The sequence below is a fragment of the Mycobacterium branderi genome (assembly GCF_010728725.1).
Taxonomy (GTDB): domain Bacteria; phylum Actinomycetota; class Actinomycetes; order Mycobacteriales; family Mycobacteriaceae; genus Mycobacterium; species Mycobacterium branderi.
The window spans coordinates 2,278,179-2,304,825 of sequence record NZ_AP022606.1 but is presented as its reverse complement, the minus strand read 5'-3'; the positions used below and the strand labels follow the sequence as shown (position 1 = coordinate 2,304,825).

The following is a 26,647-nucleotide window of genomic DNA, read 5'->3' as shown; positions in this document are numbered from 1 at the left end:
TCGTATGACAATCCGCCTCGACCGCACGGTGTGCGACGGCTTCGGCATCTGCGCCAAACACGCGCCGAAGTATTTCTCGCTCGATGACTGGGGATACGCGTCGCTGATCGGCGACGGCACCGTCGCCGAGGAAGACCACGACGCCGTCATGCGCGCGCTGCTCGACTGCCCGGTGCACGCCATCATGGAGGTCGGCGAGCACCGGCCGGCCGGCACCCATCCCCCGTCGGCCGCAACCGTGGACGACCCCGCGGCCGACGTCAAAGCCGAGGACAACGAAGCGGAGTGGGGGTTCACCCGTTGACCGGTCGCCCGCTGCCCCTGCTCACGCTGGACAACGAGTTCTTCTGGAAATCAGGCGAAGACGGCACGCTGCGGTTGCAGGAATGCACCGACTGCAACGCGCTGATCCATCCGCCCGCACCGGTGTGCCGGTATTGCCGCTCCCACAACATGGGAGTGCGGGCCGTGTCCGGTCGCGGCACACTGGCCGGCTTCACCGTCAACCACCGGTTCAGCCTGCCGGACCTGCCCGCGCCGTATGTGGTGGCCCAGGTGGCGATCGTCGAGGATCCGCGAGTCCGGTTGACCACCAACATCGTTGACTGCGATCCCGATCAACTGCGACTCGGCCAGCCGGTGGAGGTGGTCTTCGAGCAGGCCGACGACGTGTGGCTGCCGCTGTTCCGGCCGGTAGCAGGTCAGCTTGCCCCGTTGCCGGTCGACGAGATCGCGCCGGCGCGCTTCGGCGAGCATGTCCGCCCGATGCTGAGCCGCGAGAAGTTCGAGGACAAGGTCGCGCTCACCGGAATCGGCATGTCCGACATCGGGCGCCGGCTGATGGTGCCGCCGCTGCAGCTGACCGTGCAGGCCTGCGAGGCGGCGATCGCCGACGCCGGGCTCACCCTCGACGACATCGACGGCCTCTCAACGTATCCCGGCGGCGGCAACCTCGGCGGGTTCGGCGAAGGCGGGGTCACCGCGCTCGAAGCCGCGCTGGGTATTCGGCCGGTGTGGCACAACGGCGGCATCGAGACGTTCGGTCCCGGCGGGTCGGTGATCGCCGCGATGCTCGCGGTCGCCGGCGGCCTGGCCCGCCACGTGCTGTGCTTCCGCACGTTGTGGGAAGCCACGTACAACGAGTTGATGAAGCAGGGCAAAATTGCCCCGCCGGGCGGCCGCACCGCCAGCTGGCAGTTCCCGTTCGGCGCCACCTCGGCCGCGCACACGTTGGCGATGAACGCGCAGCGTCACATGCATCGGTACGGGACGACGAAGGAGACGCTGGGCTGGATTGCGTTGAACCAGCGCGCAAACGCCGAACTCAACCCCACGGCGGTCTACCGCTCGCCGATGACCATGGAGGACTACCTCGACGCGCGGCCGATCACCACACCGTTCGGGCTCTACGACTGCGACGTGCCGTGCGACGGGGCAATCGCCGTCGTCGTCTCCGCCGTCGATGCCGCCCGCGACCTGGCTAAGCGACCGGTGCTGGTGGAGGCGGTGGGAACGCAGATCATCGAGCGGATCGACTGGGACCAAAGCACTTTGACGCATGAGCCGCAGGTACTCGGTCAGTCCGCGCACCTGTGGACGCGTACTTCGCTGCGGCCCGACGACGTCGACGTCGCCGAGCTGTACGACGGGTTCACGATGAACTGCCTGTCCTGGATCGAGGCGCTCGGCTTCTGCGGGATCGGTGAGGCCCGCGAGTTTTTGGACGGCGGCAAGAACATCGCCCGCGACGGTCAGCTGCCGCTCAACACCCACGGCGGTCAGCTGTCTCACGGGCGCACCCACGGCATGGGCCTGCTGCACGAGGCCATCAGCCAGCTGCGCGGCGAGGCGGGCGCGCGCCAGGTTGCCGACGCCCGCGTCGGCGTGGTCAGCAGCGGGGGCCTGACACCCAGCGGGGTGCTGCTGTTGCGGGCCGACACATGACCGTACGTCCGCGCGTCGTCCTTGTCGACGGAGTGCCGATGTCGGCACTGGTCGCCGAGGCCACCGAGCCGCGGGCCGTCGTCGTCGCGCTGCACGGCGGCGGTTCCACCGCAGCGTATTTCGACTGTCCGGGTCACCCGTCGCTGTCGCTGCTGAGAATCGGTGCAGCGCTGGGCTTCACGGTCATCGCACTCGACCGGCCGGGTTATGGCAGCTCCGCGCCATACCCGGAGGCGCTAGCGGAACCCGAGCAGCGGGTCCGGCTGGCTTACGGTGCCGTCGACCGCATCCTCGGCGAAAGACCCACCGGCCTATTCGTGGTGGCCCACTCCAATGGCTGCGAGCTGGCGCTGCGGATGGCCGCCGACGCACGCGGCGCTGATCTTCTCGGCATCGAAATGGCCGGCACCGGAAGGCGTTACCACCCGGCGGCACGCGAGGTGCTCAAGACGGCCAGCGCAACCCACCGGCCGCCCGGCCTGCGCGAGCTGCTGTGGCATCCCCCGGAGCTGTATCCGCCGGAGGTGCTCGGTGGTCTCACCAACTCCGCCACCGGCGCGCCGTATGAAGCGGCCATGGTCACCGAATGGCCCCGCCGCGACTTCCCGGCACTGGCAGCCCAGGTGCGGGTGCCGGTGCAATTCAGCGTCGCCGAACACGAAAAGGTATGGCAGTCCGACGCAGCCGCGTTGGCCGAGATCGCGGCCATGTTCTCCGCCTCGCCGCGATTCACCGTCAACGAGCAGCCCGGCGCTGGCCACAACCTCAGCCTCGGCCATGCGGCCGCAGCCTACCACCGGAAGATCTTCGCGTTCGTCGATGAATGTCTCGCTACGCAAGCCGATTTGGAGGCCGGTTGATGCATGTCGGATTTATCGGGCTGGGGAGCCAGGGCGGGCCGATGGCACGCCGGATCGTCGAGGCCGGTTACCCCACCACGTTGTGGGCGCGGCGGCCTGCATCGCTCGAGCCGTTCGCCGACACCGCGGCCAAAATGGCCGGCTCGCCGGCTGAACTCGCCGCGGCCAGCGATCTGATGTGCCTGTGCGTGGTCGGTGACGCCGACGTCGACGAAGTCGCCGACGGGCTACTGGCCGGCGCCAAGCCGGGCAGCATCATCGCCGTGCACAGCACCGTGCATCCGGGGACATGTCAGAAGTTGGCCAAGAAGGCTGCCGCCCACGATGTCTCGGTGATCGACGCACCGGTGAGCGGTGGCGCCCCGGCGGTCGCGGAAGGTCGTTTGCTGGTGATGGTCGGCGGCGACCCCGACGTGGTGGAGCGCTGCCGTCCCGTGTTCGAGACCTACGCCGATCCGATCGTGCACTTGGGCGATCTGGGCTCCGGACAGACCACCAAGCTGCTGAACAACCTGCTCTTCACCGCCAACCTGGGAACCGCGGCCACTGCCCTGTCCCTGGGCAAGGCTTTGGGCGTCTTGCCGGATCGCCTCACCGAGGTCATCTCGCGGGGCAGCGGGAACAGCTTCGCGCTCAACGCTCTTGGCGGTGACGCTGCCGGCTTGGACCGCCTTGCCGGGCTCGCCGGAGCACTGCTGCAAAAGGATGTCCGGCTGATCGCCGACATCGCCGGCACCGCCGGCGTCGACGGCGGGGCCGTGCTTGACGCGGCCGACGCCACACTAACCCTGATGGCGCACCCCCGGTGAGAGTCGGATTCATCGGCGCGGGCCGGATGGGCCGGCCGATGGTGGCCCGGCTGGTCGAGGCCGGACACGACGTCCGGGCGCTGGGCCGGTCCGACGAAAAGCGGGCAGCCATCGCCCAATTGGGCGCGACGGCGACGGTGGACGTGACTTCGGTGAGCGCGCACGCCCAGGTTGTGGTGGTCTGCGTCTTCAGCGACGAACAGGTGCGCCAGGTGTGTCTGGACCTGCCGATGGCTCCCGGCGCCGTGTTGGTGGTGCACACCACCGGAAGTCCGCGCACGGTCGAGACCATCGCCGCGTCGCTTGCCGTCGACGTGGTCGATGCTCCGGTCAGCGGCGGTCCCCACAATGCGGCGGCGGGCGAGCTGACGTTGTTCGTGGGCGGTGCCGACGCGGCGGTGGCGCGGGCGCGGCCGGTGTTGAGCTGCTACGGCGATCCGGTGTTGCACGTCGGGCCGCTCGGCGCCGGACAGAAGGTCAAACTGGTCAACAATGCGCTGTTCGCGGCGCAGATCGGGTTGCTCTCGGCATCAGTGAATCTCGCGGAGCGGCTCGGTGTCCCCGAGCCGGCGCTGCTGTCGGCGCTGCCGCATGGCAGCGCGGCCAGCCGCGTGCTGGACCTCGTCGCGGCGGGAGGCTCCGTCGCGTCGTTTACCCAGATGGCCGGTGAATTCGTCGGCAAGGACGTGGCCGTGGCCCGCAACGTCGCCGCTGAGCTGGGCGGTGATCTCGGGGTGCTGGAAAACGCGATCGAGGTGTTTTCATCCCGCAAAAAGTGATTTACCGTTAGCGTTACAGTCAAGCCTTCCGTCGTAAAGGCTGCAGCCGCCAGCCACGCCGCTGAGGAGATGCAATGACCAAGCCGAAGGTCGTCTTCGATCCGTTCTCCGAGGAGTTCTTCAACAATCCGTTCGAGATATATCGGCGGATGCGCGAGGACGCCCCGCTCTACTACGACGAAAAAGAGGACTTCTACGCGTTGACCCGCCACGAGGATGTGGCGGCCGCGTTCAAGGATTTCGAGACCTACTCGTCGGCGCGCGGTTGCGACCTCGCGATGGTGCGCAAAGGGATTTCTCCGGAACAGAAGTCGATCATCTTCATGGATCCGCCGGAGCATCGGCACATGCGCAGCCTGCTCAACAAGGCCTTCACCCCACGGGCCATCCAATCGCAGCAGGACACCGTCGTCGCCGTCGTCGAGAAGTACTTGAGCAAGGCCGATCCCGACAACTTCGACGTCGTCCAGGACTTCTCCGGGCCGTTCCCCGTCGAGGTGATCACCACGATGATGGGCGTGCCGGAGGAATACCGCCAACAGGTCCGGCACTGGATCGACATCAGCCTGCACCGCGAGCCGGGACAGATCGAGGCCAGCGAAGCCGGCATGCAGGCCAACATCGACACCGCGATGTACTACTTCGGCCTGGTGCAACAACGGCGCGAGAATCCCCAAGACGACTTCATCAGCAGGCTCATCGCCGCCGAAATCCCGGGCGAGAACGGCCAGATGCGCAAGCTCGACGACATCGAAATCACCGGCTTCTCGACACTTCTCGGCGGCGCGGGGGCCGAGACCGTCACCAAGCTGGTCGGGAACGCGGCAGTGATCTTCGCGCGTCATCCCGACCAGTGGCAGAAACTGCTCGACGACCGCAGCAAAATTCCGGGAGCGGTCGAAGAGCTGCTGCGCTACGAAGGACCGGTCCAGTACAACGTGCGCTACACCCTCAAGGAGGCCCACGTCAGCGGGGGCGTGATCCCGCCCGGCAAGCCGGTGTTCTTGTGCGGCGCCGCGGCCAACCGCGACCCCGAAGCGTTTACCGACGCGGAGAAGTTCGACATCGAGCGCGACCACACTGAGGCGCAGCACCTCGGTCTCGGGTATGGGATTCACAGTTGCCTGGGCGCTGCGCTGGCCCGCATGGAAAGCAGGATCGCGCTGGAGCGCCTGCTGGACTTCATGCCCCGCTACGAGGTGAATTGGGATGGCCTGCAACGCGTTCACATGCAAAACGTCGCGGGCTACCAGAACGTACCGGTGAAAGTGCTGCGATGAAAAAAGTCGAAGTCGACTTCGGCCTGTGCGAAAGCAACGGCGTCTGTATGGGCATCATCCCCGAGGTGTTCCATCTCGGGGATGACGACCTGCTGACCGTCCTGCAGGACGAAGTCACCCCCGAAAACGAGGAACGAATCCGCGACGCCGTGCGGCAGTGCCCGCGGCAGGCCATCTCGATCAAGGAGTAGCGGACACTCGCTATTGGGCGGATCGATTCGGGACAGGCAGCGGCTGCTCCTAGGCTCTAACTCAGCCGGAGGTAGTCGAGCAACCCGAGGAGACTGGCCCAATGCAGGTACCGGACGAAACCGGCACCACCCCGTCGGACGAGCCGGTCCAAGCCCCGTTGATCCGCGCGGCCGGCTTGGGGGTGGATGGTGAGCACGGCCCGTTGTTCTCCGGGATCGACCTGGAGCTCGACTCGGGCTTTCACGCCATTCAGATGCCCGGCGGGCCGGCGCAGGACGTGCTGCTGCTGACACTCGCCGGACGCTTCAAGCCCAGCCGCGGCACCGTAACCGTGCTCGGCGACACGCAGCCGGCCGCGATTCGCCGGCACTGCTCGATTGCGGCGTTCGCCGACATCGACGAGCTGGAGGAGTCGGTGACCGTGGCCACGGTGCTCGCCGAGCAGCGCCGATGGCTGGCGCCCTGGTACTCGCCGATCCCCAGCGACGCCGGGCAGGGGGAACTGAGAGAGGTGTTCGGTGAGATCCCGGCACCGTCGGCCAAGACCTACATTGTCGAGCTGTCCGACCTGGAGCTGTTCTTACTGCGAATCACGCTGGCGCTGTTCTCCGATCGGCCGATCCTTGTGGTCGGCGACCTCGAGCAGGTCCGCGACAACTCGCGCCGGAAGGTAGCGGTCGAGCGGCTCGGCGCGATCGCGACACAGCGCACCGTCGTTGTCGGGGTGACCAATCCGCTCGGCAGTGACGCCCCCGACCACCACATACACGATCACCGCATCCTGACCGGGAGAGACTGACGATGCTGGCTGGACTCGCATTCGGCTCGGAGATCAAGCGTTTCGGCCGTAGCCGAATGACGCGGGCAGCGATCGTGGTGCTGATGCTGCTTCCGCTGGTGTACGGAGCGCTGTACCTGTGGGCCTACTGGGACCCCTTCGGCCATGTGAACAAGATGCCCGTGGCGCTGGTCAATGCCGACCGCGGCGCCGTCGTCTCCGGGCAGCAGATCAACGCCGGAGCCGAGATCGCCAAAAGCCTGACCGCAGACCACAGCATGGACTGGCATGTCGTGGATCCGCAGGAGGCGCGCAGCGGCGTCGAACACGGCGCGTACTACTTCATGTTGGAGTTGCCTCCCGATTTCAGTGAGGCGATCGCATCGCCCGCGACGGGCCAACCGAAACAGGCCAAGCTGATCGCGGTCTACAACGACGCCAACAACTACATCTCGACCAGCATTGGCCGCACTGCCATCGAGCAGGTTCTCAACGCGGTATCGACCCGGATTTCCGGGCAGGCGGTCAATCAGGTGCTGTCCGTGGTGGTTTCCTCCGGCGCGGGGATCAAGCAGGCCGCTGACGGGGCGAGACGGCTTGCCGACGGTGCGGCGCAGGTCGACGACGGCGCCGGCCAGTTGGCGGCCGGTCTGCACACCGCCCGGTCCGGCTCGGCGCAACTCGCCACGGGCGCCAAGCAGCTCTCCGACGGGATCAACACCGCCACCGACCCACTGCTTGCGGTGGCAAAGGCGGTTTCGGCCATCGGCGCCAACACCGCGATGACGCAAGCCGCCGACCAAATCAGCGCCATCGCCGCGGCGCAGGACGCCGCCGCGACGTCGCTCTCGTCGGTGATCGACCAGCTCTCCGCGAGCCCAGACCCGGTGGCACGCAATGCCGCCGGGACGCTGCACGGAATTCAGGACCAGCTTCGAGCACACCAGTTCACACCGCAGCTGCGCCAGCAACTCATCGACGCGCAAAACGCTACTGGCCCACTGAAGACGGCGCTCGACCAAGTCGGCAACAAAGGACAGGACCTCACGAACAAGCTGACCCAGCTGCGCAACGGCGCACAGCAGCTCGCCTCCGGCAACGCCGAATTGGCAAGCGGAATAGCCAAACTCGACGACGGCGCGCAACAACTGAAGTCGGGTACCGCCCAACTCAGGGCGGGATCGGAAGAGTTGGCGACCAAACTCGCCGAAGGTGCCAAGCAGGTGCCCAACTGGAGCTCCCAGCAGAAGAATGCGATCGCCAGCACCATCGGCGGCCCGGTTCACCTCGAAACCTCGCATGAGAACGCCGCCCCCAACTTCGGCACCGGCATGGCGCCCTTCTTCCTCACGCTCGCGCTGTTCTTCGGCGCGCTGGTGCTGTGGATGGTGTTGCGGCCGTTGCAAAGCCGCGCCATCGCCGCGGAGGTGACCGCGATCCGCGTCACGCTTGCCAGTTACCTCCCGGCGGCCGTGATCGGGATATTCCAGGCGATCATCCTGTACTGCGTGGTGCGGTTCGCCCTGGGCATGCACGCCACGCACCCCTTCGCGATGCTGGCATTCATGGTGCTGGTGTCGTGCGCGTTCGTCGCCGCGACGCAAGCGATCAACGCACTCGTCGGCCCGGCCGTGGGGCGGGTACTGATCATGGCGTTGCTGATGCTCCAGTTGGTCAGTGCCGGCGGCATGTACCCCGTGGAGACAACGTCGAAGCCATTCCAGGTGCTGCACCACTACGACCCGATGACTTATGGAGTCAATGGATTGCGACAGCTGATATTGGGCGGCATCGACTATCGGCTATGGCAGGCGATCATCGCGCTAATCGGAATCTGGTTGGTCGCGTTGGTGATCTCGTCTCTGTCCGCCCGGCGCAATCGGCTCTGGAACATCACTCGGCTGCTACCGGCGATCAAGATCTGAGCCGTCAGCTCCCGGGTGACTTGTCGGCCCACTATGGCATAATCGAATGTATGTTCGATGCTCAGGGTCCGGGGTCGCAGGAGGCGGTGATTGCCCGCCTGGATGAGCTGATGGAACGGCGCCATCCGTCGACGACGTCGGAGTCGGCTGGCTTGGTGGATCGGATTTGCGCGGCGACGCGGTTGGAAAATCGGGCGGCGGCCGCGCAGTTGGCTGCGATTGGGGAGTTGTTCGGCTATCGGCTCGCGCGTTGTTCGGAGACCGAGCAGTGGGCGATGGACACCGAGGCGGCGGTGGCCGCGGAGGTGGCGGCGGCGTTGCGGATCAGCCAGGGCCTGGCGGGCAGCCGGCTGCGTTATGCGCGGGCCATGCGGGAGCGGTTGCCCCAGCTGGGCGCGGTGTTTGTCGCCGGGGATATCGACTATCGGATGTTTCAGACGATTGTGTTTCGCACCGATCTGATCACCGATCCCGAGGTGCTGGCCGCGGTCGATGCCCAGTTGGCGCTGCGGGTGCCGCGTTGGCCGTCGATGACACAGGGCCGGCTGGCGGGGCAGGTGGATAAGATCGTGGCCCGCGCCGATCGTGATGCCGTGCGCCAGCGTCGTGAGCAGCAGGCCGATCGCGAGTTTTGCATCTCCGATAGCGGTAACGGTTTAGCCGAGGTGTTCGGCCGTTTGATCGCCACCGACGCTCATGCGCTGGATGCCCGCCTGGAGGCGTTGGCGGGCAGCGTGTGTGAGCATGATCCGCGCACCCGCACGCAGCGCCGCGCCGATGCGATGGGGGCGCTGGCGGTCGGGGCCGAGCGGTTGACGTGTCACTGCGGGCGCGCCGAGTGCCCCGCGGCGGCCAAGCCGGCGCCCTCACCGGTGGTCATTCATGTCATCGCCGAGCCGGCCGCGATCGCGGGCGCCGGGTCGGCGGTCGCCTCGCGGGTGGGCGCTGATGCGCTGATCCCACCCGAACTGCTCGATCAACTGGCGACATCGGCCAAGCTGGTGGCGCTGTCCCATCCCGCCGATGCCGCCCCGGAGCCGGGGTATGTGCCGTCGAAGGCGCTGGCGGATTTTGTGCGCTGCCGGGATTTGACGTGTCGCTGGCCCGGCTGTGATCGGCCGGCCTGGGACTGCGACCTTGATCATACGACCCCCTATGCCCAGGGTGGGCCCACGCACGCGTCGAACCTCAAATGCTATTGCCGCACACATCATTTGGTGAAAACGTTCTGGGGCTGGCACGACAAGCAGCTGCCCGACGGGACGGTGATTTTGACCTCGCCGTCTGGGCAGACCTATATCACCACTCCGGGCAGCGCGCTGTTGTTCCCGAGCTTGTGCGCGCCCACCGGCGACCTAGGCGCACCCGCGCCGGTCCGCACCGAACGCTGCGCCGAGCGGGCCGTGATGATGCCCAAACGCCGCCGCACCCGCGCCCAAAACCGCGCCAACTACATCGCCAAAGAACGCAAACGCAACCGAGACGCCCGCGCGGCGCGCCGACAAGCCCGCGAAACCGCAATATTCGGCCCGGCACCACCCACCGACGACGACGAACCACCCCCGTTCTGATTGCAGCTCAACCGATTACGGTTTGCGCCCTACAGTCAGCTTGTCGCGCAACGTCATCGCGGCCACCGTCCCGCCGTCGCACAAGATGTCGGTGCCAGTGAGGTAGCCGGCTTTGTCGCTCGCACAGAACGCCAGCAGTTCCGCGATCTCCTCTGGCTTCCCGAACCGCTTCAACGCGGCGTAGCGAATCATGGCACCGGCCCCGCTTTGCTCTTCGAGCCTGCCCATCGCGGTGTCGATCGACCCCGGCGACACCGAGAGAATGCGTGCGCCGCGGCTACCGAATCGGGACGCCTGCGACGTGCAATACCACCGCACGAAGCTCTTGCTGATGCTGTATGCCATGCCTGGTCGCGCTCTTTCCGGAACCAGGCTGCACACCGCCATCATCTTCTTCATGAACGTGTGCTCGTCGCGCAATGCGGAGCCGAATCGCTTTGTCGGAACAAACGATTCAGGGAGCATGTGTGCAGCCATGGAGGCGACGTTGACGATCGCAGAACCCTCACCGAGGATCTTGAAGAAACTCTCGTTCACGTTCACCGTGCCCACCGCATTGATCCGCATGATCATCTCGGCGCCGCCCATGCTCGGGCTCACGCCCGCGGTGTGAATGACGGAAGCGACGGTTCCCAACGCGCTCGACGTCTCGACAAGTTCCGCGACGGACTCCCGGTCGGTGATGTCGCAGAGCACCGCCGTAGCCGCGACGCCCAAGTCTTTCAGCTCGGCAGCCGCCGCATCCAACCGGTCAGCGTCGACGTCGCTGACCACGACGGAATGCTCGCGGCCGACGATCTTCGCCGTCGCGAGTCCCATGCCGCCGGCTCCGCCGGTGATGACCGAAACCCCGCGCATCGTCACGCAAAACCGGAGAGGATCACTGCGTTGCAGTCGGCCGCTGCCTGTCGCAGCTTGGCCGCTTTCTGGTAGCCCTCGGATTCATACCAGGCGCGAGCGGCATCGACCGACTCGAATTCCAGCACGACGGTCTGGTCGCCGTGCCAGCTGCCTTCGAGCACTGTCGGAGCTGTATCCACCGCCAAGATGTTGACGCCCGCCATCGCCCCTCCGGCAGCCTTGGCGTAGGCCTTCATCCCCTCCGGATCTTTGATGGCCTCCGTGAGAATGACGTAGCCCTTTGGCATTTAAACCCCTAACTCGCTTCGATGGCCTGCTCGGGGCAGTCCTTGACGGCGTCGCGGACTGCATCTTCGTACTGGGCGGGAATCTCGGACACGGTGACGACCGAATAGCCGTCCTCGTTGATTTCGAACACCGACGGACAGATGGTGGTGCAGATCCCGTGTCCGCGACAGCGCTCCTCGTCGACTCTGGCTTTCACCTACCACCCTCCAGGTCGAACTCCAGGTGCAGTTCGGTCAGGCCGCGCAGGATATAGGTCGGCACATACTGATAGCGCCGCTCGCCAGCCGGCCCGTGCTTGCTCTCCGAAATCCTGATGTCGGTGGTGCGGTCCAGCAGCCGCTCGATCGCCACCCGCGTCTCTGCCCGCGCCAGTGGCGCGCCGGGGCAGCTGTGGATCCCCCGGCCGAACGCGATGTGCTGCCGCGCATTCTTGCGGGCCGGATCGAAGGTGTCGGGGTTTTCGAACCGGCGCGGATCACGATTGGCGGCGCCGTTGACCACCATCACCGTTGTGCCGGCAGGGATTTCGACGCCGCCCACGCTGGTCGACACCCGGGACAGCCGGAAGTCGCCCTTGACCGGGCTCTCGATGCGCAACGCCTCTTCGATGAAGTTCGGGATCAGGCTGCGGTCGTCGCGCAACCGCTCCTGAATATCCGGCCGCTCGCCGATGACTTGCAGCGCGGCACCGAGCAGTCGCACGGTGGTTTCCTGGCCCGCAGAAAAAACGTTGGTAGCGACACGGGCCACGTCGGTGACGTCGGGCACCGAACCGTCAGGGAACGTCGCAGTCGCCAGCCCGGTGAGCACGTCGTCGCGGGGCGAGCGGCGCCGGTCGGAGATGTAGTCCGAGAACGTGCCGTAGAGGAACTCAAGTGGACTGTGCGACAACGACTTTTCGCCGGTACTGCCCACCCCGCCACCCGCGTTGCGGTGGATGCCTTTGACGAACGCGTCGCGGTCACCTTCCGGCACACCGAGCAGGTCCGCAATCACCAGCAGCGTGAACGGCCCCGCGAAGCCCTTGATGAATTCGCCCTCTCCGGGCGCCAGGAAATCGTCGAGCACCCGATCAGCCAGCACCCACATGGCGTCCTCGTTTTCCTTGAGACGCTTGGGAGTAATCAACCGCATCAGCAGCGCACGGTGGTTGGTGTGGGTCGGCGGGTCGAGCGTCGGCAGCTGGTCGCTGAACGGCAGTTCGTCGCGGTGCTGCTCGATCAGGCCCGTCACATCATCGCCCTCGAGCGGCACCGGGAAGCCGGGAAAGGGACCGGTCACCGAGATGCACGACGAGAACGTCTCGGCGTCGTTCGCGATCTCGACGGCCTCCTCCCAGCCAGTCACCATCGTCACCCCGTGATGCGGTTCGCGGGTGACCGGACACTTGCGTCGCAGCGCGTCGAAGTAGGCGTAGGGGTTCTCGAGGAGCCGGTCGTCCCGGAAGAAATCCAACGCGGTCAGATCGTCCGCCATCTGCTGCTCCGTTCGCGCAATCTCGGCTAGTGAGAATGTCCCTCTCAGCTATGAGTATTACATTTCCATAGGGAGCGCTTCGACGTCAACGGAGCAGTGAAGGCGCCTATTTAGCTGGCCGGAATGAGGTCGGCCGCGACGGGCGGGGACACCATCGCGCCGCTGCGGAAAGTCTCGGCATCCGCAATCGGGCATGCCGGCAGCCCGGCCGCGGCGAGGGCCTGGGCCTTGAACGCCTGCGCGGCGGCGCTGAGCCGGTGCTGGACGAGCCCGACATTGTCGTTCAGCTCGGGCGGCCAGGTTTCGCCCCACAGGGTTACTTCGGTGACACCGTGGTCGAGGGCCTGCAGTACGCCCTGGCGAACCCGTGAATCGCATCCGATGAGATCCGCGGCGGCGGCCAGGGTCTGTGGGCGCGGGCGCTGCCCGACCGTCGCCAGCGCGTATTCGAGGTCGACGACCCGCGCGCCGAGGATCTGCAGCGGCCGTTCGTCGGGATGGTCGGCGACCAGGACCGTCACGTCCCAGCCGGCCATCGCACGGTCGAACAGCCAGCCGCCGGCGAACTTCACCACGTCGACGACGTCGGCGGCGACCACGTCGAGTTGGTACCTCACGTCGTCCTCGGCGGTGCCATGTCCCGAGCCAGCGATTCCGCGTACTCCTTGAACGCTTCGGTCAGTGGTATCGAAGGGTCGAGCAACCATGTGGTCTCCATTCCGGTGATAAAGGCGAGAATCTGCACCGCCTTGACAGTGACGTCTATGTCCATGCGGAACTGGCCGGCCTCCTGGCCGCGCCGGATGAGGCCGGTGATGATGTCGACCGCGTCCTGATAGCGGGCGAGCAGGCGGTCGTGCAGCGGTGCGTCGGGGTCCATGTTCTCGGCCAGCAGCACGGTGTAGGTGCCGACCAATTCCGGCGAGCGGTGAAAACGATCCGCGACCGCTGCGATCTCCGAAATCAAGTCGCCGGCCCGGTCCGCATGGGCATCGTCGTCGGCGTCGCGGGCGTCGACCACGGCGTGAAGCAGCTGTTCCTTGGACTCGAAATGGTGCAGCAGGCCGGCGGGACTGACGCCGGCCTCGCTGGCGATCTGCGCCAACGTCGTATTACGCCACCCGTTTTGGGTCAGCAGCCGCTGCGCGACCTTGAGAATGCGCTGTTTGCGGTCTTCGCCCTTGGCCAGCAGGGTGTCGTAAGGCCGTGTCACCCGACTCCTTCGTCCAAACCAACCAACTGAACACACAGTAGGTTGGTTGGCGGCGTGTGACAAGGGTCTCAAGCAGCTGATTATCAGCCGGCGGTCACAACCCGAGCGACTTGGCGATGATCACCTTCATCACCTCGCTCGTTCCCGCGTAAATGCGGGCCACCCGGGCATCGGTGTAGAGCCTGGCGATCGGATACTCCATCATGTAGCCGTAGCCGCCGAACAGCTGCAGGCAGCGGTCGACGACCCGGCCCTGCATCTCGGTGCAGAACAGCTTCACCCTCGCCGCATCCGCGCCGGACAGCTCGCCCGCGACCAGTTCGGCGACGGCCCGGTCGACCATGGTCTGCGCCGCCTCGATCTCGGCGGACATCGCCGCCAGCTCGAACTTGGTGTTCTGGAATGATGCCACCGGCGTGCCAAAAGCCTTGCGCTCCTTGACATAGTCGATCGTGGCGGCGACGGCCGCCCGGGCCTGGGCCACCGACCCGACGGCGACGGTCATCCGCTCCTGCGGCAGGTTGTGGCCGAGGTACCCAAACGCCTCACCCTCCTCACCGAGCCGATTCGCCACGGGGACACGGACATCCGTGAATGACAACTCGGCGGTGTCTTGCACCTTGCAGCCCATCTTGTCCAGCGCCCTGCCCTTGACGAAGCCCGGCATTCCGTCCTCGACGACCAGCAGCGTCAGTCCGCGACGGCGGTTGTCCGGATCGGTCGACGTCCGCGCCACCACGATGACGAGGTCCGCCAGCAGGCCGCCGGTGATAAACGTCTTGGCGCCGTTGAGCACGTAGTGGTCGTCGTCGCGGACCGCCGTGGTGCGGATCCCGGCCAGATCCGAGCCGGTGCCGGGTTCGGTCATCGCCACCGCAGTCAGCAGCGTGCCGGCGGCCAGACCGGGAAACCAACGCTGCCGCTGCTCGTCGTTGGCGTAGTGCAGGAAGTACGGCAGGATCACCTCGAGCTGCGTGCGGACAGTGCCCATCGTGACCAGTGCCCGGGCGGCTTCCTCTTGCAGGATGACGTTGTAGCGGTAGTCGTTGAGCCCCGAGCCGCCGTATTCCTCCGGGATGGCCATGCCCAACATGCCCAGCGCGCCGAGCTTTTCGAAGATCTCCCGCGGCATCCGGCCGGCCCTCTCCCAGTCGGCGTAGTGCGGTTCGATCTCCTTCTCGACGAAGTCGCGGGCCAGTCGCCGGAAAGCCTCGTGGTCGTCGGTGAACAGGTCTCGGCGCATGCGTCAGGCCACCAGTTCCACCAGCGTGGCGTTGGCGGTGCCGCCGCCCTCACACATGGTCTGCAGGCCGTAGCGAATCCCGTTGTCCCGCATGTGATATGCCATCCGGGTCATCAGCACCGCGCCGGACGCCCCGAGCGGGTGGCCCAGCGCGATCGCGCCGCCCAGCGGGTTGAGCCGCTCCGGGTCGGCGCCGGTCTCGGCGAGCCAAGCCAGGGGCACCGGCGCGAACGCCTCGTTGACCTCGAACACCCCCACCTCGCCGAGCGGGACGCCGGCCTTCTTGAGCACTTTCTCCGTGGCCGGGATGGGTCCGGTGAGCATCAGCACCGGGTCCGCTCCGGTCACCGCCCCGGCCCGATACCGCACCAACGGAGCCAATCCCAGCTCGATGGCCATCGCCGACGTGGTCACCAGCAGCGCCGCCGCCCCGTCCGAAATCTGCGACGAGTTGCCGGCGTGGATGACGCCGTCGTCGACGAAGGCGGGTTTGAGCGAGGCCAGTTTCTCCACCGTGCTGCCGCGCCGCACCCCCTCGTCCTGGTTCATCACGGTGTCGTCGACGAACACCGGCACGATCTGCGCGTCGAACGCGCCGTTGTCCTGGGCGGCCGCGGCCAGCTCGTGCGAGCGCACGGAGTACTCGTCGAGTTGGGTGCGGGAAAAGCCCCACTTCTTGGCGATCATCTCCGCGGAGATGCCCTGGTTGAAGGAGAAATCGTTATACCGCTCAAGGACTTTCGGCCCATATGGCATTCCCGTCGCCCGGGCCGCGCCCAGCGGCACCCGGCTCATCACCTCCACGCCGCCGGCCACCACGACGTCCTGCTGGCCCGACATGACCGCCTGCACAGCGAAGTCGAGCGCCTGCTGACTGGACCCGCACGCCCGGTTGATCGTGGTGCCCGGGATGCTCTCCGGCCAGCCCGCCGCCAGCACCGCATAGCGGCCGATGTTGCTCGACTGGTCCCCGACCTGCGACACGCAACCCCACACGACGTCGTCGACGATCCCGGGGTCAATCCCGGTGCGCTCCACCAATTCGCCCAGCACAATCGCCGACAGGTCCGCGGCGTGCATGCTCGACAGCCCGCCGTTGCGTTTGCCGACCGGGGTGCGCACCGCCTCGGCGATGACTACTTCACGCATCTGTCTGCTCCGATCTCGAAACCGCCCACCGACCAGTAAACGACGGCTCCCGCTTCTCGGCGAACGCGGCATAGGCTTCCGCCGCGTCGGCGGTGGCGAAGTTGACGATCTGCGCGCGAGCCTCGTTGGCCAGCGCGTCGCGCAGCGTCCGGTCGGCGCCCTCGTTGAGCAGTGCCTTGGTTTGGGCCAGCGCGATCTGCGGTCCGGCCACCAGCTTCTCGGCCAGATCGGTGACGAAGGCATCGATCTCGTCGCCCGATACCACCCACGTCACCAGGTTGAGCGCCTGGGCCTCGTCGGCGTCGATGGTCTCGGCCAGCAGCGCGAGCCGTTTAGCCTGTTGCAGCCCAACGATTTTCGGCAACAACCACGACCCGCCCAGATCCAGCGACAGGCCGCGCTTGGCGAAAATCTGCGAGAACCGCGATTCCGGGGTGGCCACCACGAAGTCGCAACCCAGCGCGAGGTTCCAGCCGGCGCCGACGGCCACTCCGGTCACCTTCGCGATTGTCGGCACCGGTAACTCGTGCAGGGCCAGCGCGACGTCGGTCAGCAGCCGCATCTTGTAGGTCGGGTGGGTGTCGTCGAGGGTGGAAATGTCTGCTCCGGAACAAAACGCCCCGCCGGCTCCGGTGATCACGACGACGCGCACGCCGCGGTCGTTGCCGACGGCGGTGAGCGCGTCGGCCAGCGCGATCCACAGGTCCCGGTTGATCGCGTTCTTGCGCCGCGGACGGTTGAGCGTCAACGTCCGCACCCCATTGCGGTCGGTCGACAGCAGTACAGGCTCAGGCATACGCCTGTCCGATGGCACCTTGGGCACGCAGCGCGGTGATTTCGTCGTCGGCCAGGCCGAGTTCGGCGAGCACCGAGTCGGTGTGCTGCCCAAGCCCGGGCACGGCGCCCATCGGCGCTTGGTAGCCGGCGATAACCGGCGGCGGCAGCAGGGCCTTGATCGGCCCGGTCGGAGTGTCAACCTGGCGCCAGCGGTCGCGGACGCTCAATTGCGGGTGGACGAGCACCTCGCTGGGCACGTTGTAGCGCGCGTTGCCGATTCCGGCGGCGTCGGCGATCTTCTGCACGTGTTCCAGGTCGTGCTCGGCGCACCAGGCGCCGATGGCCTGGTCCAGGATGTCGCGGTGGGCGACGCGACCTGCGTTGGTCGCGAACCGCCGGTCGTCGGCCAGGTCGTGGCGCTGCAGGATTTCCCGCGAAAGCCGTTGCCATTCTTGGTCGTTGGTGGTGCCCAGCACGACGGTCTGGCCGTCGGCGGTGGCATAGGCGCCATAGGGGGCCACCGCCGGGGAGCTCATCCCCAGTGGTTGCTGGTCGACACCGGAGTGCTGGGTGTAGGTCAGCGGGTAGCCCATCAGATCCGTCATGGTGTCGAACAAACTCACGCTGACGGCCCGCCCGCCGCTTCGCGAATACAGCAGCGCGAGAACCGACAGCGCCGAGTACAGCCCGGTGCTGATGTCGGCCACCGGCGGCCCGGGCTTGGCCGGGGCGCCTGGATAGCCGGTGACGGCGCACGCACCGGATTCGGCTTGGGCCAGCAGGTCGTAGGCGCGTTTATGCGACAACGGGCCTCCGGCGCCGTAGCCGTCGATTTCGACGGCGATCACGTCCGGGTGCCGCGTCGCCAGATCGTCGGGCCCGATTCCGAGCCGCGCGGTCGATCCGGGCGCCAGGTTGGACACCAGCACGTCGGCCCGCTCAAGCAGCCGATGCAGAAGACCCAGCCCGGCTTCGGTTTTCAGGTCGAGGGTGACCGACTCCTTGCCCCGGTTGGCCCAGACGAAGTGTGCGGCAAGCCCGTTGACGACGTCGTCGTAATACCGGGCGAAGTCTCCCCCCTTGGGGTTTTCCACCTTGATGACCCGCGCCCCGAAGTCGGCGAGCACACGAGTGCACATCGGCGCCGACACGGCCTGTTCCAGCGCCACCACGGTGACTCCCGCGAGCGGCGCCTGTGAATCGGGCATCTACATCACCATGCCGCCGTCCACCGGCAGCACCTGCCCGGTGATGTAGGACGCCGCATCGGAGGCGAGAAAGACGAACGCGCCTGCGACTTCCTCGGGCTCGGCCCAGCGCTTCAAGGGAATGCGATTCATCATGTTGGCCGCGAACTTCTCGTTGGTCCGGATGGTTTCGGTCATCGGCGTGGCGGCCAGCGGCGCAAGGGCATTCACGAGGATGTTCTTTGTCGCGAACTCGCGCGCAAGGGATTTGGTGAATCCGATGATGCCCGCTTTGGCTGCGGAGTAGTTGACCTGTCCCAGCGTGCCGGTCAGCCCGGCCGCCGACGTGACGTTGATGACGCGCCCAGTGCCGTCGGTGGGAATGTAGAACAGCGCGGCCTGGGTGCAGTTGAACGCACCCATCACGTGGATGTCGAAGAGCAACCGGAACGACTCCGGCGTGGTCTTCTCGAACATCGCCGGCCGCGTCACGCCCGCGTTGTTGACCAGGATGTGCAGCTTGCCGTCGGCGAGCGCGGCGGCCTGCGCGGCCGCCGCGTCGGCCGAGTCGCGATCGGAGACGTCCAGCACGGCGGCCTCGGCGCGTCGTCCCGACGACGAAATGCGTTCTGCTACAGCTGTAGCCGCGTCCTTGTCCACGTCGGTGACCAGCACCGCCGCACCCGCGTCGGCCAACGCGGCTGCAACCGCAGAGCCGATGCCGCCTGCCGCGCCGGTGACCAGCGCCGCGCGGCCGGACAAGTCGAAATACCGGCTCATCAATAACTCCTCGGCAGTTTGAGCGTGTGCGATCCCAGGAAGTTCAGGATCATCTCCTGGCTGATCGGCGCGATCTTCATCAGGCGGGCCTCGCGGAAGTAGCGGGCGACGTTGTATTCCTCGGCGTAGCCCATCCCGCCGTGGGTCTGCAGCGCGCGGTCGGCGGCGGTGAACCCGGCGTCGGCGCACAGGTATTTCGCGGTGTTCGCTTCGCGCCCACAGGGTTTGCCGTTGTCGTAGAGCCAGGTGGCCTTGCGCAGCATCAGCTCGGCGGCGTCGAGTCGGGCCAGCGAGTCGGCCAGCGGGAACTGGATGCCCTGGTTCATCCCGATCGGCCGGCCGAATACCTCGCGGTCGGTGGCGTACTTCACCGCCCGGTCCAGCGCGACCCGCCCGATGCCGAGCGCCTCGGCGGCAATCAGCATCCGCTCCGGGTTCAACCCGTCGAGAATGTACTGAAAACCCTTGCCTTCCTCGCCAACCCGGTCTTCGACCGGCACCTCGAGGTTGTCGATGAACAGCTCGTTGGAGGACACCGCGTTACGGCCCATCTTGCGGATCGGCCGCACGTCCACCCGACTGCGGTCGAGGTCGGTGAGGAACAGCGTCATGCCGTCCGTCTTCTTGGTGACTTCGTCGTAGGTCTGGGTGCGGGTCAGCAGCAGGATCTTCTCCGACTCCATCGCCTTGGAGATCCACACCTTGCGGCCGTTGACGACGTAGTGGTCGCCCTGGCGTTTGGCGAAGGTGGTGATGCGCGAAGTGTCCAGGCCCGCACCGGGTTCGGTGACGCCGAAGCAGACGTGCAGATCGCCAGTTGCCACCCGGGGCAGGGTGCGCGCCTTGAGCTCGTCGGAGCCGTGCACCACCACCGGCTGCATCCCGAAGATCGACATGTGGATCGAGCTGGCGGCGTTCATGCCGCCGCCGGACTTGGCGACCTCCTCCGCCAGCAGAGTGGCCTCGGTGATGCCCAGGCCGTGCCCGCCGTACTCGGTCGGGATCGTCATCCCGAGCCAGCCGCCGTCGGCGATGGCGCGGTAGAACTCGGTCGGGAACTCGTGCGCCTGGTCGCGCTCCATCCAATAGTGGTCGTCGAACTTCGCCGCCAGCTCTGCGACCGAGCGTCGGATCAGCTCCTGATCATCGGTCAGCTCGAAATCCATGCTGAGGGGCGTCAGTCGGTGTTGCCGGTCAACGTCTTCGCGCTGGCGGCGAACTCCGCGAACGACGAGCCGGCCCGCTCCTTGTGGTGGCTCAGCGCCCGGATCGAAACGTCGTGTCCCTCAGCGGCTTTGCGCAGCGCTCCGACCGTGGCCTGCTCACGGGAGATGTGGCTGAACGGGTCGAACGAGTACCAGCGCATCGCGTTTTCGTGCGTGATCTTGTTGATCTCGTCGTCGGGAACGTTGTTGGCGGACAGCACCTCCCACAGCTCCTCGGGCGCACCCGGCCACATCGAGTCACTGTGCGGGTAGTCGGCCTCCCAGCAGATGTTGTCGATGCCGATCATGTGGCGCAGCGTCACGCCCACCGGGTCGGAAATGAAGCAGGTCAGGAAGTGGTCGCGGAACACCTCCGACGGCAGCTTGCCGCCGAAGTTCTGGTGCGTCCACGTCGAATGCATGTCGTAGGTGCGGTCCACCCGCTCCAGGAAGTAGGGAATCCAGCCGGTGCCGCCCTCGGAGAGCGCGATCTTGAGGTCCGGGTACTGCTTGATCGGCTTGGACCACAACAGATCTGCAGCTGCCTGCACGATGTTCATCGGCTGCAGGGTGATCATCACGTCCATCGGCGCGTCGGGCGCGGTGATCGCCAGCCGGCCCGACGACCCGATGTGCACGTTGAGCACTGTGTTGGTGTCGCACAACGCTTTCCACAGCGGGGTCCAGTAGTCGTCGTGGAAGCTGGGGTAACCCATGGCGGCGGGGTTCTCGGTGAACGTCAGCGCGTGCACACCCTTCTTGGACACCCGTCGCACCTCGGCCGCGCACTTCTCGGCGTCCCAGATCACCGGCAGCGCCATCGGGATGAACCGGGCGGGGTACGCCCCACACCACTCGTCGATGTGCCAGTCGTTGTAGGCCTGCACCAGCGCCAGCGAGAAGTCCTGGTCCTCGGTGGCGAACAGCCGCCCGGCGAAACCCGGGAACGACGGGAAGCAGATCGACCCGAGGATGCCGCCGGCGTTCATGTCCTTGACCCGCTCGTCGACGTTGTAGCAGCCCGGCCGGATCTCGTCGAGCCCGGTGGGCTCGATCCCGTACTCCTCCTTGGGACGGCCGGCCACCGCGTTGAGCGCGACGTTGGGAATCACGGTGTCGCGGAACTGCCAGGTGTCGGAGCCGTCCGGGTTGTGCACGAGGCGCGGGGCGTCGTCGATGTACTTCTTGGGCAGGTGGTTCTTGAACATGTCGGGCGGTTCGACGATGTGGTCGTCGACGCTGATCAGGATCATGTCGTCTTTGTTCATTGGACGGTCCTTTCCCTCACTATGGAAATTAGCTTCTCAGATCGCGAGAATCAACATCTTGCCGCGGGCGCGGCAGCCGCGGCAGGGGCGGGAAGGTGGCTGGGCCGTGCCCGAGGCAGGCCGCGTTTCCGCAGGTGTCTGCCACGGTATTGACCAATCGACCGGATCGTGGAAACCTATTGGTCAAATATGAGAATATGATTCTCCAATCCGAGGAGGCCCTATGCGTCTGTCCCCGCTGCCGGCGGACGAATGGGACGACGCTGTCCGGCATGCAGTCGCCGGGATGCTGCCCGAGGAGCGGCGAAACCCGGACGATGCGGGCAACCTGCTGGCCACCCTGGTGCACCACCCCAAGCTCACCCGTGCGTTTCTGCGGTTCAGCGCGTACCTGCTCTACGGTTCGACGCTGCCGGAGCGCATCCGTGAGCAGGTCATACTGCGGGTCGCGCATCGGCGCGGCTGCGGCTACGAGTGGACACACCACGTGAAGCTCGGCAAGAAAGCCGGGCTGTCCGACGCCGACATCGCCGCAATCCAATCCGGTGACCCGGCAGACGAATTCGACCGCGCGGTGGTGTGCGCCGTCGACGAACTCGACGAAAAATCCAACCTATCGGATGCGACGTGGGCCACGTTGAGCGAACGGCTCGACGAAAAGCAGCGGATGGATCTGGTCTTCACGATCGGGGGCTACACCGCACTCGCGATGGCCCTCAACACCTTTGGCGTCGAAGTGGAACAAGAGAGGTAGTACCGTGCCACATTTCACCAAGCCGGCTGCGGGAAGCTGGACGCAGAACTATCCGGAGCTGGGCACCGGGCCGGTGGACTACACCGACTCGATCGACCCGGCTTTCTTCGAAGCCGAGCGCGAGGCGATCTTCAAGCGGACCTGGCTCAACGTCGGACGGGTCAATCGGCTCCCACGCACCGGCAGCTACTTCACCAAGGAACTCCCGTCGGCCGGACCGGGTATGTCGGTGATCGTCGTCAAGACCAAAGACGGGTCGATCAAGGCATTCCACAATGTTTGCCGTCACCGCGGAAACAAGCTGGTATGGAACGACTTTCCGCACGAGGAGACGTCGGGAACCTGCCGGCAGTTCACCTGCAAGTACCACGCGTGGCGTTACAGCCTCGACGGCGAGCTGACCTTCATCCAGCAGGAGGACGAGTTCTTCGACGTCGACAAGAGCCAATACGGCCTGGTGCCCGTGCGCTGCGAGGTGTGGGAGGGATTCATCTTCGTCAACCTCGACGACAACGCGGCGCCGCTGATCGACTACCTCGGACCGCTGGCCAAGAGCATCGAGGGCTACCCCTTCGGCGAGATGACGGAGACCTACTCCTACCGCGCAGAGGTCGGCAGCAACTGGAAGCTGTTCATCGACGCGTTCGTCGAGTTCTACCACGCGCCGATCCTGCACCAGGGCCAGTACACCAAGGAAGAAGCCGCCAAGATCCAGAAGTTTGGCTACGAGGCGCTTCATTACGAGTTGGCCGGCCCGCACAACCTGCAGTCGACTTGGGGCGGGCAGGCACCACCCCCGGACATGTCCATGGTCAAGCCAATGGACCAGGTGTTACGCAGCGGTTTGTTCGGCCCGTGGGACAAACCGGAGATCATCGAAAACCTGGAGCTGCCGCCGGGTGTCAACGTCAAGCGGGTGCCGCAGTGGGGCATCGACTCGTGGCTCTTCTTCCCGAACTTCATGCTGTTGATATGGGAGCCGGGCTGGTTTTTGACCTACCACTACTGGCCTACCGCGGTGGACAAGCACATCTTCGAATGCACACTGTATTTCGTTCCGCCGCGCAACGCGCGGGAACGGCTGGCTCAGGAGCTGGCCGCGGTGACGTTCAAGGAGTACGCGCTGCAGGACGCCAACACGCTGGAAGCCACCCAGACCATGATCGGCACCCGGGCCGTCAAAGAGTTCCTGCTGTGCGACCAGGAAGTCTTGATCCGCCATCTGCACAAGACGACCGCAGACTACGTGAAGGAGTACCGCAACAATGGCCACCGCAAGCAAGCTTCCGTCTGAATTCGCAGACCTGGAGCCGTATTTGGACTGGGACCTGCCCACCGAGCCGGAGCGATACGCCAAGCGGCTGGCGTCGACCATGCCCGAGATGCAGGAGTTCTACGACACCGCGTTCCCCCGCCTGAACGACGTGATCGCCTACTGTGACAAGTTCCCGTTGGACGACCTGCCCGAGGACGCCCGCACGCTCATGCACATGATGCAGTCGCTGATCATGGTGTCGTTCCCCATCGAAGCGTGGAAGCAGCCGCGCGTCCCCGACAGCGGCGCCGCGTGGGTGGAATTGATCAAGGAACCGGTGATCTGAGCTGTGTTGACGCTCAAGGCAGCTGGGCTTCTCGACGTCGATGCCGGCGAGATCACGCGGCCGGGGGTGTTGCGTATCGACGGCGAGCGGATCGTCGGTGTCGGCGGCGCACCGGACGGTGACGTTCTCGACCTCGGCGATCAGATCCTGCTGCCCGGGCTGATGGACATGGAAGTCAACCTGCTGATGGGCGGCCGCGGGGAAAAGCCCGGGCTGTCCCAGGTTCAGGACGACCCACCGACCCGCGTATTGCGCGCGGTCGGTAACGCTCGTCGGACGCTGCGCGCAGGCTTCACCACGGTGCGCAACCTCGGGCTGTTCGTCAAGACCGGCGGCTATCTGCTCGACGTGGCGCTCGGCAAGGCCATTGACGCCGGCTGGATCGACGGCCCGCGGGTGGTGCCGGCCGGGCATGCGATCACCCCGACCGGCGGGCATCTGGATCCGACGATGTTCGCCGCGTTCGCACCGCACGTGCTGGACCTGACCGTCGAGGAGGGCATCGCCAACGGCATCGACGAGATCCGGCGGGCGGTGCGCTACCAGATCAAACACGGTGCCCAGCTGATCAAGGTGTGCTGCTCGGGCGGTGTCATGTCGATGACGGGACCGCCCGGCGCCCAACACTATTCCGACGACGAACTGCGCGCCATCGTCGACGAGGCGCATCGGCGGGGCCTGCGGGTCGCCGCGCACACGCACGGCGCCGATGCGGTCAGGCATGCCGTGGCAGCGGGCATCGACTGCATTGAGCACGGCTTCTTGATCGACGACGACGCAATCGCGATGATGGTCGAGCACGGCACCTTCCTGGTCACCACCCGCCGGCTGGCCGACGCGATGGATGTCTCGCATGCCCCGCCCGAGCTGCAGGAGAAGGCCGCCGAGATGTTCCCCCGGGCGCGAAAGTCGGTGCTGGCGGCGTATGAAGCCGGCGTCAAGATTGCGGTCGGCACCGACGCCCCGGCAATTCCGCATGGCCGCAACGCCGACGAGCTCGTCACGCTGGTGGAGCTGGGTCTGCCGCCGCTGGCGGTGCTGCGGGCGGCGACGGTCACGGCGGCCGAACTGATCGACGTCACGGACCGGGGACGGCTGGCCGAGGGTTTGCTCGCCGACGTCATCGCCGTGCCGGGAGATCCGTTGTCCGACATCAGCGTTACCCAGAATGTGCAGTTCGTCATGAAAGGCGGCAAGGTGTATGCCAACAAGAACTGACGACCTCGTCGAGATTCAGCAGCTGCTCGCCCGCTACGCGGTCACCATCACTCAGGAAGACATCGACGGGCTGGTGCAAGTGTTCACCCCGGACGGCACGTACAGCGCCTTCGGCGAAACGTATTCTCTCGACCGGTTTCCCGTGCTGGTGGATGCCGCGCCCAAGGGCTTGTTTTTGACCGCAACACCGGTGATCGAGTTGGACGGCGACACTGCGACCGGAACGCAACCGCTGTGCTTCATCGACCATGCCACCCACGACATGCGGATCGGCTACTACAACGACACCTATGTGCGCACTGCCGACGGCTGGCGGCTGAAAACCCGTGCGATGACGTTCATCCGGCGCAGCGGCGCACACGACTCCGGCCGGCCCCATGCCGTCGGGCGTCCACCTGCATGAAAGTCGACCAGTTCCGGGCCGATCTGCGGGCCTGGCTCGACGACAACGACCTGACCCCGGGGCCGGATCGTTCCCTGCAAGGCCAGATGCGCCAGTTGGCACGCGTGCATCGAGCGCTGTACGACGCCGACTGGATGCGATACGGCTGGCCGGTCGAAGTCGGCGGATTAGGCGGTCCCGCAATACTTCGCGCGGTCGTCGGCGAGGAGGTCGTCGGCCGCGGTCTGGCCGAGCCGGGCCCCTATTCGATGGTCGAGGTCCTTGCCCCGACGATGATCGATTATGCGCCAAGAGAACTGGCCGCGGAAATGGTGCCGCGGCTGCTGTCCGGCCGCGAGCAATGGTGCCAGGGCTTTTCGGAACCGGGTTCGGGCAGCGATCTGGCGTCGCTGTCCACCCGCGCGGTACCGGATGGCGATAACTGGATTGTCAACGGGCAGAAGGTGTGGACGAGCTTCGCGCAGTACTCGACCCGGTGTGTGCTGCTGACCCGCACTGCGTCCGGCCATGAGGGGATCACGGCGTTCTTCGTGGACATGGACACCCCGGGCATCACCGTTCGACCGCTGCGCACCATGCACGGCGTCGACGAGTTCTGCGAGGTGTACTTCGACGACGTGGTAATCCCCGGCGACCGGATGCTCGGCAAGCCGGGCGACGGCTGGCGGCTGGCGATGGACTTGCTGCCGTTCGAACGGTCCACCTGTTTTTGGCAGCGCATCGCCTACTTGTATGCCCGCTTCGACCGGCTGATCGCAGAGGCGACCGATACCGACGACTCCGCTTTGGGGGCAGCGTTTTTGGCGTTACATACGCTGCGTTGCCGGTCCCGCGCCACGTTGCACCGGCTCGCCGACGGTGCGCGGCTGGGGCCGGAGACCTCGATCGACAAGGTCTTGCTGGCCGGCGCCGAGCAGCGCCTCTACGACACGGCCCGCGACCTGCTGCCCGGTGTGGTCGAACTCGACGAGTCGGAGTGGCGCACCGAGTTCCTGTATTCCCGCGCGGCGACCATCTACGGCGGCACCGCCGAGATCCAGCGCAACATCATCGCGCGCCGGCTGTTGGATCTGGGCAAGGAGTGAG

The 26,647-nt window shown here is 66.2% G+C and carries 29 protein-coding genes; 16 read left to right on the top strand and 13 right to left on the bottom strand.

Annotated elements, in window-relative coordinates:
* The first annotated feature begins 4 nt into the window (after nt 1–4).
* The 10 genes from G6N47_RS11895 to G6N47_RS11850 all read left to right on the top strand — a co-directional run bounded on the left by G6N47_RS11895 (nt 5) and on the right by G6N47_RS11850 (nt 10,138).
* Entirely contained in the window at nt 5–304 is a 300-nt protein-coding gene (locus G6N47_RS11895; protein ID WP_083131448.1) for a ferredoxin, read from the top strand.
* Nucleotides 301–1,944 (top strand): thiolase C-terminal domain-containing protein, encoded by a 1,644-nt coding sequence (locus G6N47_RS11890; protein WP_232080189.1) that lies wholly within the window; start codon nt 301–303, stop codon nt 1,942–1,944. The genes G6N47_RS11895 and G6N47_RS11890 overlap by 4 nt, the downstream gene beginning before the upstream one ends.
* Nucleotides 1,941–2,804 carry an alpha/beta hydrolase gene (locus tag G6N47_RS11885; RefSeq protein WP_083131269.1) on the top strand — a complete coding sequence of 288 codons (864 nt, stop codon included), beginning with the start codon at nt 1,941–1,943 and terminating at the stop codon, nt 2,802–2,804. Before G6N47_RS11890 ends, G6N47_RS11885 begins: the two co-directional genes overlap by 4 nt.
* Nucleotides 2,804–3,613 carry an NAD(P)-dependent oxidoreductase gene (locus G6N47_RS11880; protein ID WP_083131268.1) on the top strand — a complete coding sequence of 270 codons (810 nt, stop codon included), beginning with the start codon at nt 2,804–2,806 and terminating at the stop codon, nt 3,611–3,613. Before G6N47_RS11885 ends, G6N47_RS11880 begins: the two co-directional genes overlap by 1 nt.
* On the top strand, nt 3,610–4,392 hold the full coding sequence (locus G6N47_RS11875; protein ID WP_083131267.1) for an NAD(P)-dependent oxidoreductase: 783 nt from the start codon (nt 3,610–3,612) through the stop codon (nt 4,390–4,392). Before G6N47_RS11880 ends, G6N47_RS11875 begins: the two co-directional genes overlap by 4 nt.
* 74 nt (nt 4,393–4,466) lie before the next feature.
* Nucleotides 4,467–5,672: a cytochrome P450 gene (locus G6N47_RS11870; RefSeq protein WP_083131266.1), complete on the top strand. Its 1,206-nt coding sequence runs from the start codon at nt 4,467–4,469 to the stop codon at nt 5,670–5,672.
* Nucleotides 5,669–5,863, top strand: coding sequence for a ferredoxin (locus G6N47_RS11865; RefSeq protein WP_083131265.1), 195 nt, complete (start codon nt 5,669–5,671; stop codon nt 5,861–5,863). Before G6N47_RS11870 ends, G6N47_RS11865 begins: the two co-directional genes overlap by 4 nt.
* A gap of 101 nt (nt 5,864–5,964) precedes the next feature.
* Nucleotides 5,965–6,663, top strand: coding sequence for a hypothetical protein (locus tag G6N47_RS11860; RefSeq protein ID WP_083131264.1), 699 nt, complete (start codon nt 5,965–5,967; stop codon nt 6,661–6,663).
* Between the two features lie 2 nt (nt 6,664–6,665).
* Nucleotides 6,666–8,567 (top strand): YhgE/Pip domain-containing protein, encoded by a 1,902-nt coding sequence (locus G6N47_RS11855; RefSeq protein WP_083131263.1) that lies wholly within the window; start codon nt 6,666–6,668, stop codon nt 8,565–8,567.
* 50 nt (nt 8,568–8,617) lie between these two features.
* Nucleotides 8,618–10,138 (top strand): HNH endonuclease signature motif containing protein, encoded by a 1,521-nt coding sequence (locus G6N47_RS11850; RefSeq protein WP_163659631.1) that lies wholly within the window; start codon nt 8,618–8,620, stop codon nt 10,136–10,138.
* Nucleotides 10,139–10,153: 15 nt separating this feature from the next.
* On the opposite strand, the gene G6N47_RS11845 is transcribed toward G6N47_RS11850, so the two are convergent.
* From G6N47_RS11845 to G6N47_RS11785, 13 genes are all read right to left on the bottom strand, one after another.
* Nucleotides 10,154–10,996: an SDR family oxidoreductase gene (locus G6N47_RS11845; RefSeq protein ID WP_083133895.1), complete on the bottom strand. Its 843-nt coding sequence runs from the start codon at nt 10,994–10,996 to the stop codon at nt 10,154–10,156.
* A 2-nt stretch (nt 10,997–10,998) separates the two neighbouring features.
* Nucleotides 10,999–11,286: a DUF1330 domain-containing protein gene (locus G6N47_RS11840; protein ID WP_083133896.1), complete on the bottom strand. Its 288-nt coding sequence runs from the start codon at nt 11,284–11,286 to the stop codon at nt 10,999–11,001.
* A gap of 8 nt (nt 11,287–11,294) precedes the next feature.
* Nucleotides 11,295–11,483 (bottom strand): ferredoxin, encoded by a 189-nt coding sequence (locus G6N47_RS11835; RefSeq protein WP_083133897.1) that lies wholly within the window; start codon nt 11,481–11,483, stop codon nt 11,295–11,297.
* Nucleotides 11,480–12,763 carry a cytochrome P450 gene (locus G6N47_RS11830; RefSeq protein ID WP_083133898.1) on the bottom strand — a complete coding sequence of 428 codons (1,284 nt, stop codon included), beginning with the start codon at nt 12,761–12,763 and terminating at the stop codon, nt 11,480–11,482. Before G6N47_RS11830 ends, G6N47_RS11835 begins: the two co-directional genes overlap by 4 nt.
* 110 nt (nt 12,764–12,873) lie before the next feature.
* Nucleotides 12,874–13,380, bottom strand: coding sequence for a hypothetical protein (locus G6N47_RS11825; RefSeq protein ID WP_083133899.1), 507 nt, complete (start codon nt 13,378–13,380; stop codon nt 12,874–12,876).
* Nucleotides 13,377–13,976 carry a TetR/AcrR family transcriptional regulator gene (locus G6N47_RS11820; protein WP_083133900.1) on the bottom strand — a complete coding sequence of 200 codons (600 nt, stop codon included), beginning with the start codon at nt 13,974–13,976 and terminating at the stop codon, nt 13,377–13,379. The genes G6N47_RS11825 and G6N47_RS11820 overlap by 4 nt, the downstream gene beginning before the upstream one ends.
* Before the next feature lie 94 nt (nt 13,977–14,070).
* A complete protein-coding gene (locus G6N47_RS11815; protein WP_083133901.1) occupies nt 14,071–15,219 on the bottom strand; it encodes an acyl-CoA dehydrogenase family protein in 1,149 nt (382 codons plus the stop codon).
* A gap of 3 nt (nt 15,220–15,222) precedes the next feature.
* On the bottom strand, nt 15,223–16,368 hold the full coding sequence (locus G6N47_RS11810; RefSeq protein WP_083133902.1) for a thiolase family protein: 1,146 nt from the start codon (nt 16,366–16,368) through the stop codon (nt 15,223–15,225).
* Nucleotides 16,361–17,164: an enoyl-CoA hydratase/isomerase family protein gene (locus G6N47_RS11805; RefSeq protein ID WP_083133903.1), complete on the bottom strand. Its 804-nt coding sequence runs from the start codon at nt 17,162–17,164 to the stop codon at nt 16,361–16,363. The genes G6N47_RS11810 and G6N47_RS11805 overlap by 8 nt, the downstream gene beginning before the upstream one ends.
* Complete coding sequence (locus G6N47_RS11800) at nt 17,157–18,353, bottom strand: CaiB/BaiF CoA transferase family protein (RefSeq protein ID WP_139799677.1); 1,197 nt, start codon at nt 18,351–18,353, stop codon at nt 17,157–17,159. Before G6N47_RS11800 ends, G6N47_RS11805 begins: the two co-directional genes overlap by 8 nt.
* A complete protein-coding gene (locus G6N47_RS11795; protein WP_139799678.1) occupies nt 18,354–19,112 on the bottom strand; it encodes an SDR family NAD(P)-dependent oxidoreductase in 759 nt (252 codons plus the stop codon).
* Nucleotides 19,112–20,278 carry an acyl-CoA dehydrogenase family protein gene (locus G6N47_RS11790; RefSeq protein ID WP_083133904.1) on the bottom strand — a complete coding sequence of 389 codons (1,167 nt, stop codon included), beginning with the start codon at nt 20,276–20,278 and terminating at the stop codon, nt 19,112–19,114. The genes G6N47_RS11795 and G6N47_RS11790 overlap by 1 nt, the downstream gene beginning before the upstream one ends.
* 11 nt (nt 20,279–20,289) lie before the next feature.
* On the bottom strand, nt 20,290–21,585 hold the full coding sequence (locus G6N47_RS11785) for an amidohydrolase family protein (RefSeq protein WP_083133905.1): 1,296 nt from the start codon (nt 21,583–21,585) through the stop codon (nt 20,290–20,292).
* 223 nt (nt 21,586–21,808) lie between these two features.
* Here G6N47_RS11785 and G6N47_RS11780 point away from each other — a divergent pair, with 223 nt between their 5' ends.
* Genes G6N47_RS11780 through G6N47_RS11755 form a run of 6 tightly spaced genes read left to right on the top strand, consistent with a single transcriptional unit; the run spans nt 21,809 to nt 26,646 of the window.
* A complete protein-coding gene (locus tag G6N47_RS11780) occupies nt 21,809–22,339 on the top strand; it encodes a carboxymuconolactone decarboxylase family protein (protein ID WP_083133906.1) in 531 nt (176 codons plus the stop codon).
* A gap of 4 nt (nt 22,340–22,343) precedes the next feature.
* On the top strand, nt 22,344–23,633 hold the full coding sequence (locus tag G6N47_RS11775) for an aromatic ring-hydroxylating oxygenase subunit alpha (protein WP_083133907.1): 1,290 nt from the start codon (nt 22,344–22,346) through the stop codon (nt 23,631–23,633).
* Nucleotides 23,605–23,940 (top strand): hypothetical protein, encoded by a 336-nt coding sequence (locus G6N47_RS11770; RefSeq protein ID WP_083133908.1) that lies wholly within the window; start codon nt 23,605–23,607, stop codon nt 23,938–23,940. Before G6N47_RS11775 ends, G6N47_RS11770 begins: the two co-directional genes overlap by 29 nt.
* 3 nt (nt 23,941–23,943) lie before the next feature.
* On the top strand, nt 23,944–25,158 hold the full coding sequence (locus G6N47_RS11765; protein WP_083133909.1) for a metal-dependent hydrolase family protein: 1,215 nt from the start codon (nt 23,944–23,946) through the stop codon (nt 25,156–25,158).
* Nucleotides 25,142–25,561: a nuclear transport factor 2 family protein gene (locus G6N47_RS11760; RefSeq protein WP_083133910.1), complete on the top strand. Its 420-nt coding sequence runs from the start codon at nt 25,142–25,144 to the stop codon at nt 25,559–25,561. The genes G6N47_RS11765 and G6N47_RS11760 overlap by 17 nt, the downstream gene beginning before the upstream one ends.
* Nucleotides 25,558–26,646, top strand: coding sequence for an acyl-CoA dehydrogenase family protein (locus tag G6N47_RS11755; protein ID WP_083133911.1), 1,089 nt, complete (start codon nt 25,558–25,560; stop codon nt 26,644–26,646). Before G6N47_RS11760 ends, G6N47_RS11755 begins: the two co-directional genes overlap by 4 nt.
* The last annotated feature ends 1 nt before the right edge of the window (nt 26,647 follow it).

Bases quoted from the DNA above. Each gene is read 5' to 3' on its own strand.
- G6N47_RS11845 (WP_083133895.1), bottom strand. From the start codon at position 10,996: ATGCGCGGGGTTTCGGTCATCACCGGCGGAGCCGGCGGCATGGGACTC.
- G6N47_RS11800 (WP_139799677.1), bottom strand. From the start codon at position 18,353: ATGCCCGATTCACAGGCGCCGCTCGCGGGAGTCACCGTGGTGGCGCTG.
- G6N47_RS11880 (WP_083131268.1), top strand. From the start codon at position 2,804: ATGCATGTCGGATTTATCGGGCTGGGGAGCCAGGGCGGGCCGATGGCA.
- G6N47_RS11790 (WP_083133904.1), bottom strand. From the start codon at position 20,278: ATGGATTTCGAGCTGACCGATGATCAGGAGCTGATCCGACGCTCGGTC.
- G6N47_RS11865 (WP_083131265.1), top strand. From the start codon at position 5,669: ATGAAAAAAGTCGAAGTCGACTTCGGCCTGTGCGAAAGCAACGGCGTC.
- G6N47_RS11810 (WP_083133902.1), bottom strand. From the start codon at position 16,368: ATGCGTGAAGTAGTCATCGCCGAGGCGGTGCGCACCCCGGTCGGCAAA.
- G6N47_RS11870 (WP_083131266.1), top strand. From the start codon at position 4,467: ATGACCAAGCCGAAGGTCGTCTTCGATCCGTTCTCCGAGGAGTTCTTC.
- G6N47_RS11860 (WP_083131264.1), top strand. From the start codon at position 5,965: ATGCAGGTACCGGACGAAACCGGCACCACCCCGTCGGACGAGCCGGTC.
- G6N47_RS11755 (WP_083133911.1), top strand. From the start codon at position 25,558: ATGAAAGTCGACCAGTTCCGGGCCGATCTGCGGGCCTGGCTCGACGAC.
- G6N47_RS11815 (WP_083133901.1), bottom strand. From the start codon at position 15,219: ATGCGCCGAGACCTGTTCACCGACGACCACGAGGCTTTCCGGCGACTG.
- G6N47_RS11850 (WP_163659631.1), top strand. From the start codon at position 8,618: ATGTTCGATGCTCAGGGTCCGGGGTCGCAGGAGGCGGTGATTGCCCGC.
- G6N47_RS11805 (WP_083133903.1), bottom strand. From the start codon at position 17,164: ATGCCTGAGCCTGTACTGCTGTCGACCGACCGCAATGGGGTGCGGACG.
- G6N47_RS11895 (WP_083131448.1), top strand. From the start codon at position 5: ATGACAATCCGCCTCGACCGCACGGTGTGCGACGGCTTCGGCATCTGC.
- G6N47_RS11855 (WP_083131263.1), top strand. From the start codon at position 6,666: ATGCTGGCTGGACTCGCATTCGGCTCGGAGATCAAGCGTTTCGGCCGT.
- G6N47_RS11770 (WP_083133908.1), top strand. From the start codon at position 23,605: ATGGCCACCGCAAGCAAGCTTCCGTCTGAATTCGCAGACCTGGAGCCG.
- G6N47_RS11885 (WP_083131269.1), top strand. From the start codon at position 1,941: ATGACCGTACGTCCGCGCGTCGTCCTTGTCGACGGAGTGCCGATGTCG.
- G6N47_RS11830 (WP_083133898.1), bottom strand. From the start codon at position 12,763: ATGGCGGACGATCTGACCGCGTTGGATTTCTTCCGGGACGACCGGCTC.
- G6N47_RS11760 (WP_083133910.1), top strand. From the start codon at position 25,142: ATGCCAACAAGAACTGACGACCTCGTCGAGATTCAGCAGCTGCTCGCC.
- G6N47_RS11785 (WP_083133905.1), bottom strand. From the start codon at position 21,585: ATGAACAAAGACGACATGATCCTGATCAGCGTCGACGACCACATCGTC.
- G6N47_RS11780 (WP_083133906.1), top strand. From the start codon at position 21,809: ATGCGTCTGTCCCCGCTGCCGGCGGACGAATGGGACGACGCTGTCCGG.
- G6N47_RS11795 (WP_139799678.1), bottom strand. From the start codon at position 19,112: ATGAGCCGGTATTTCGACTTGTCCGGCCGCGCGGCGCTGGTCACCGGC.
- G6N47_RS11840 (WP_083133896.1), bottom strand. From the start codon at position 11,286: ATGCCAAAGGGCTACGTCATTCTCACGGAGGCCATCAAAGATCCGGAG.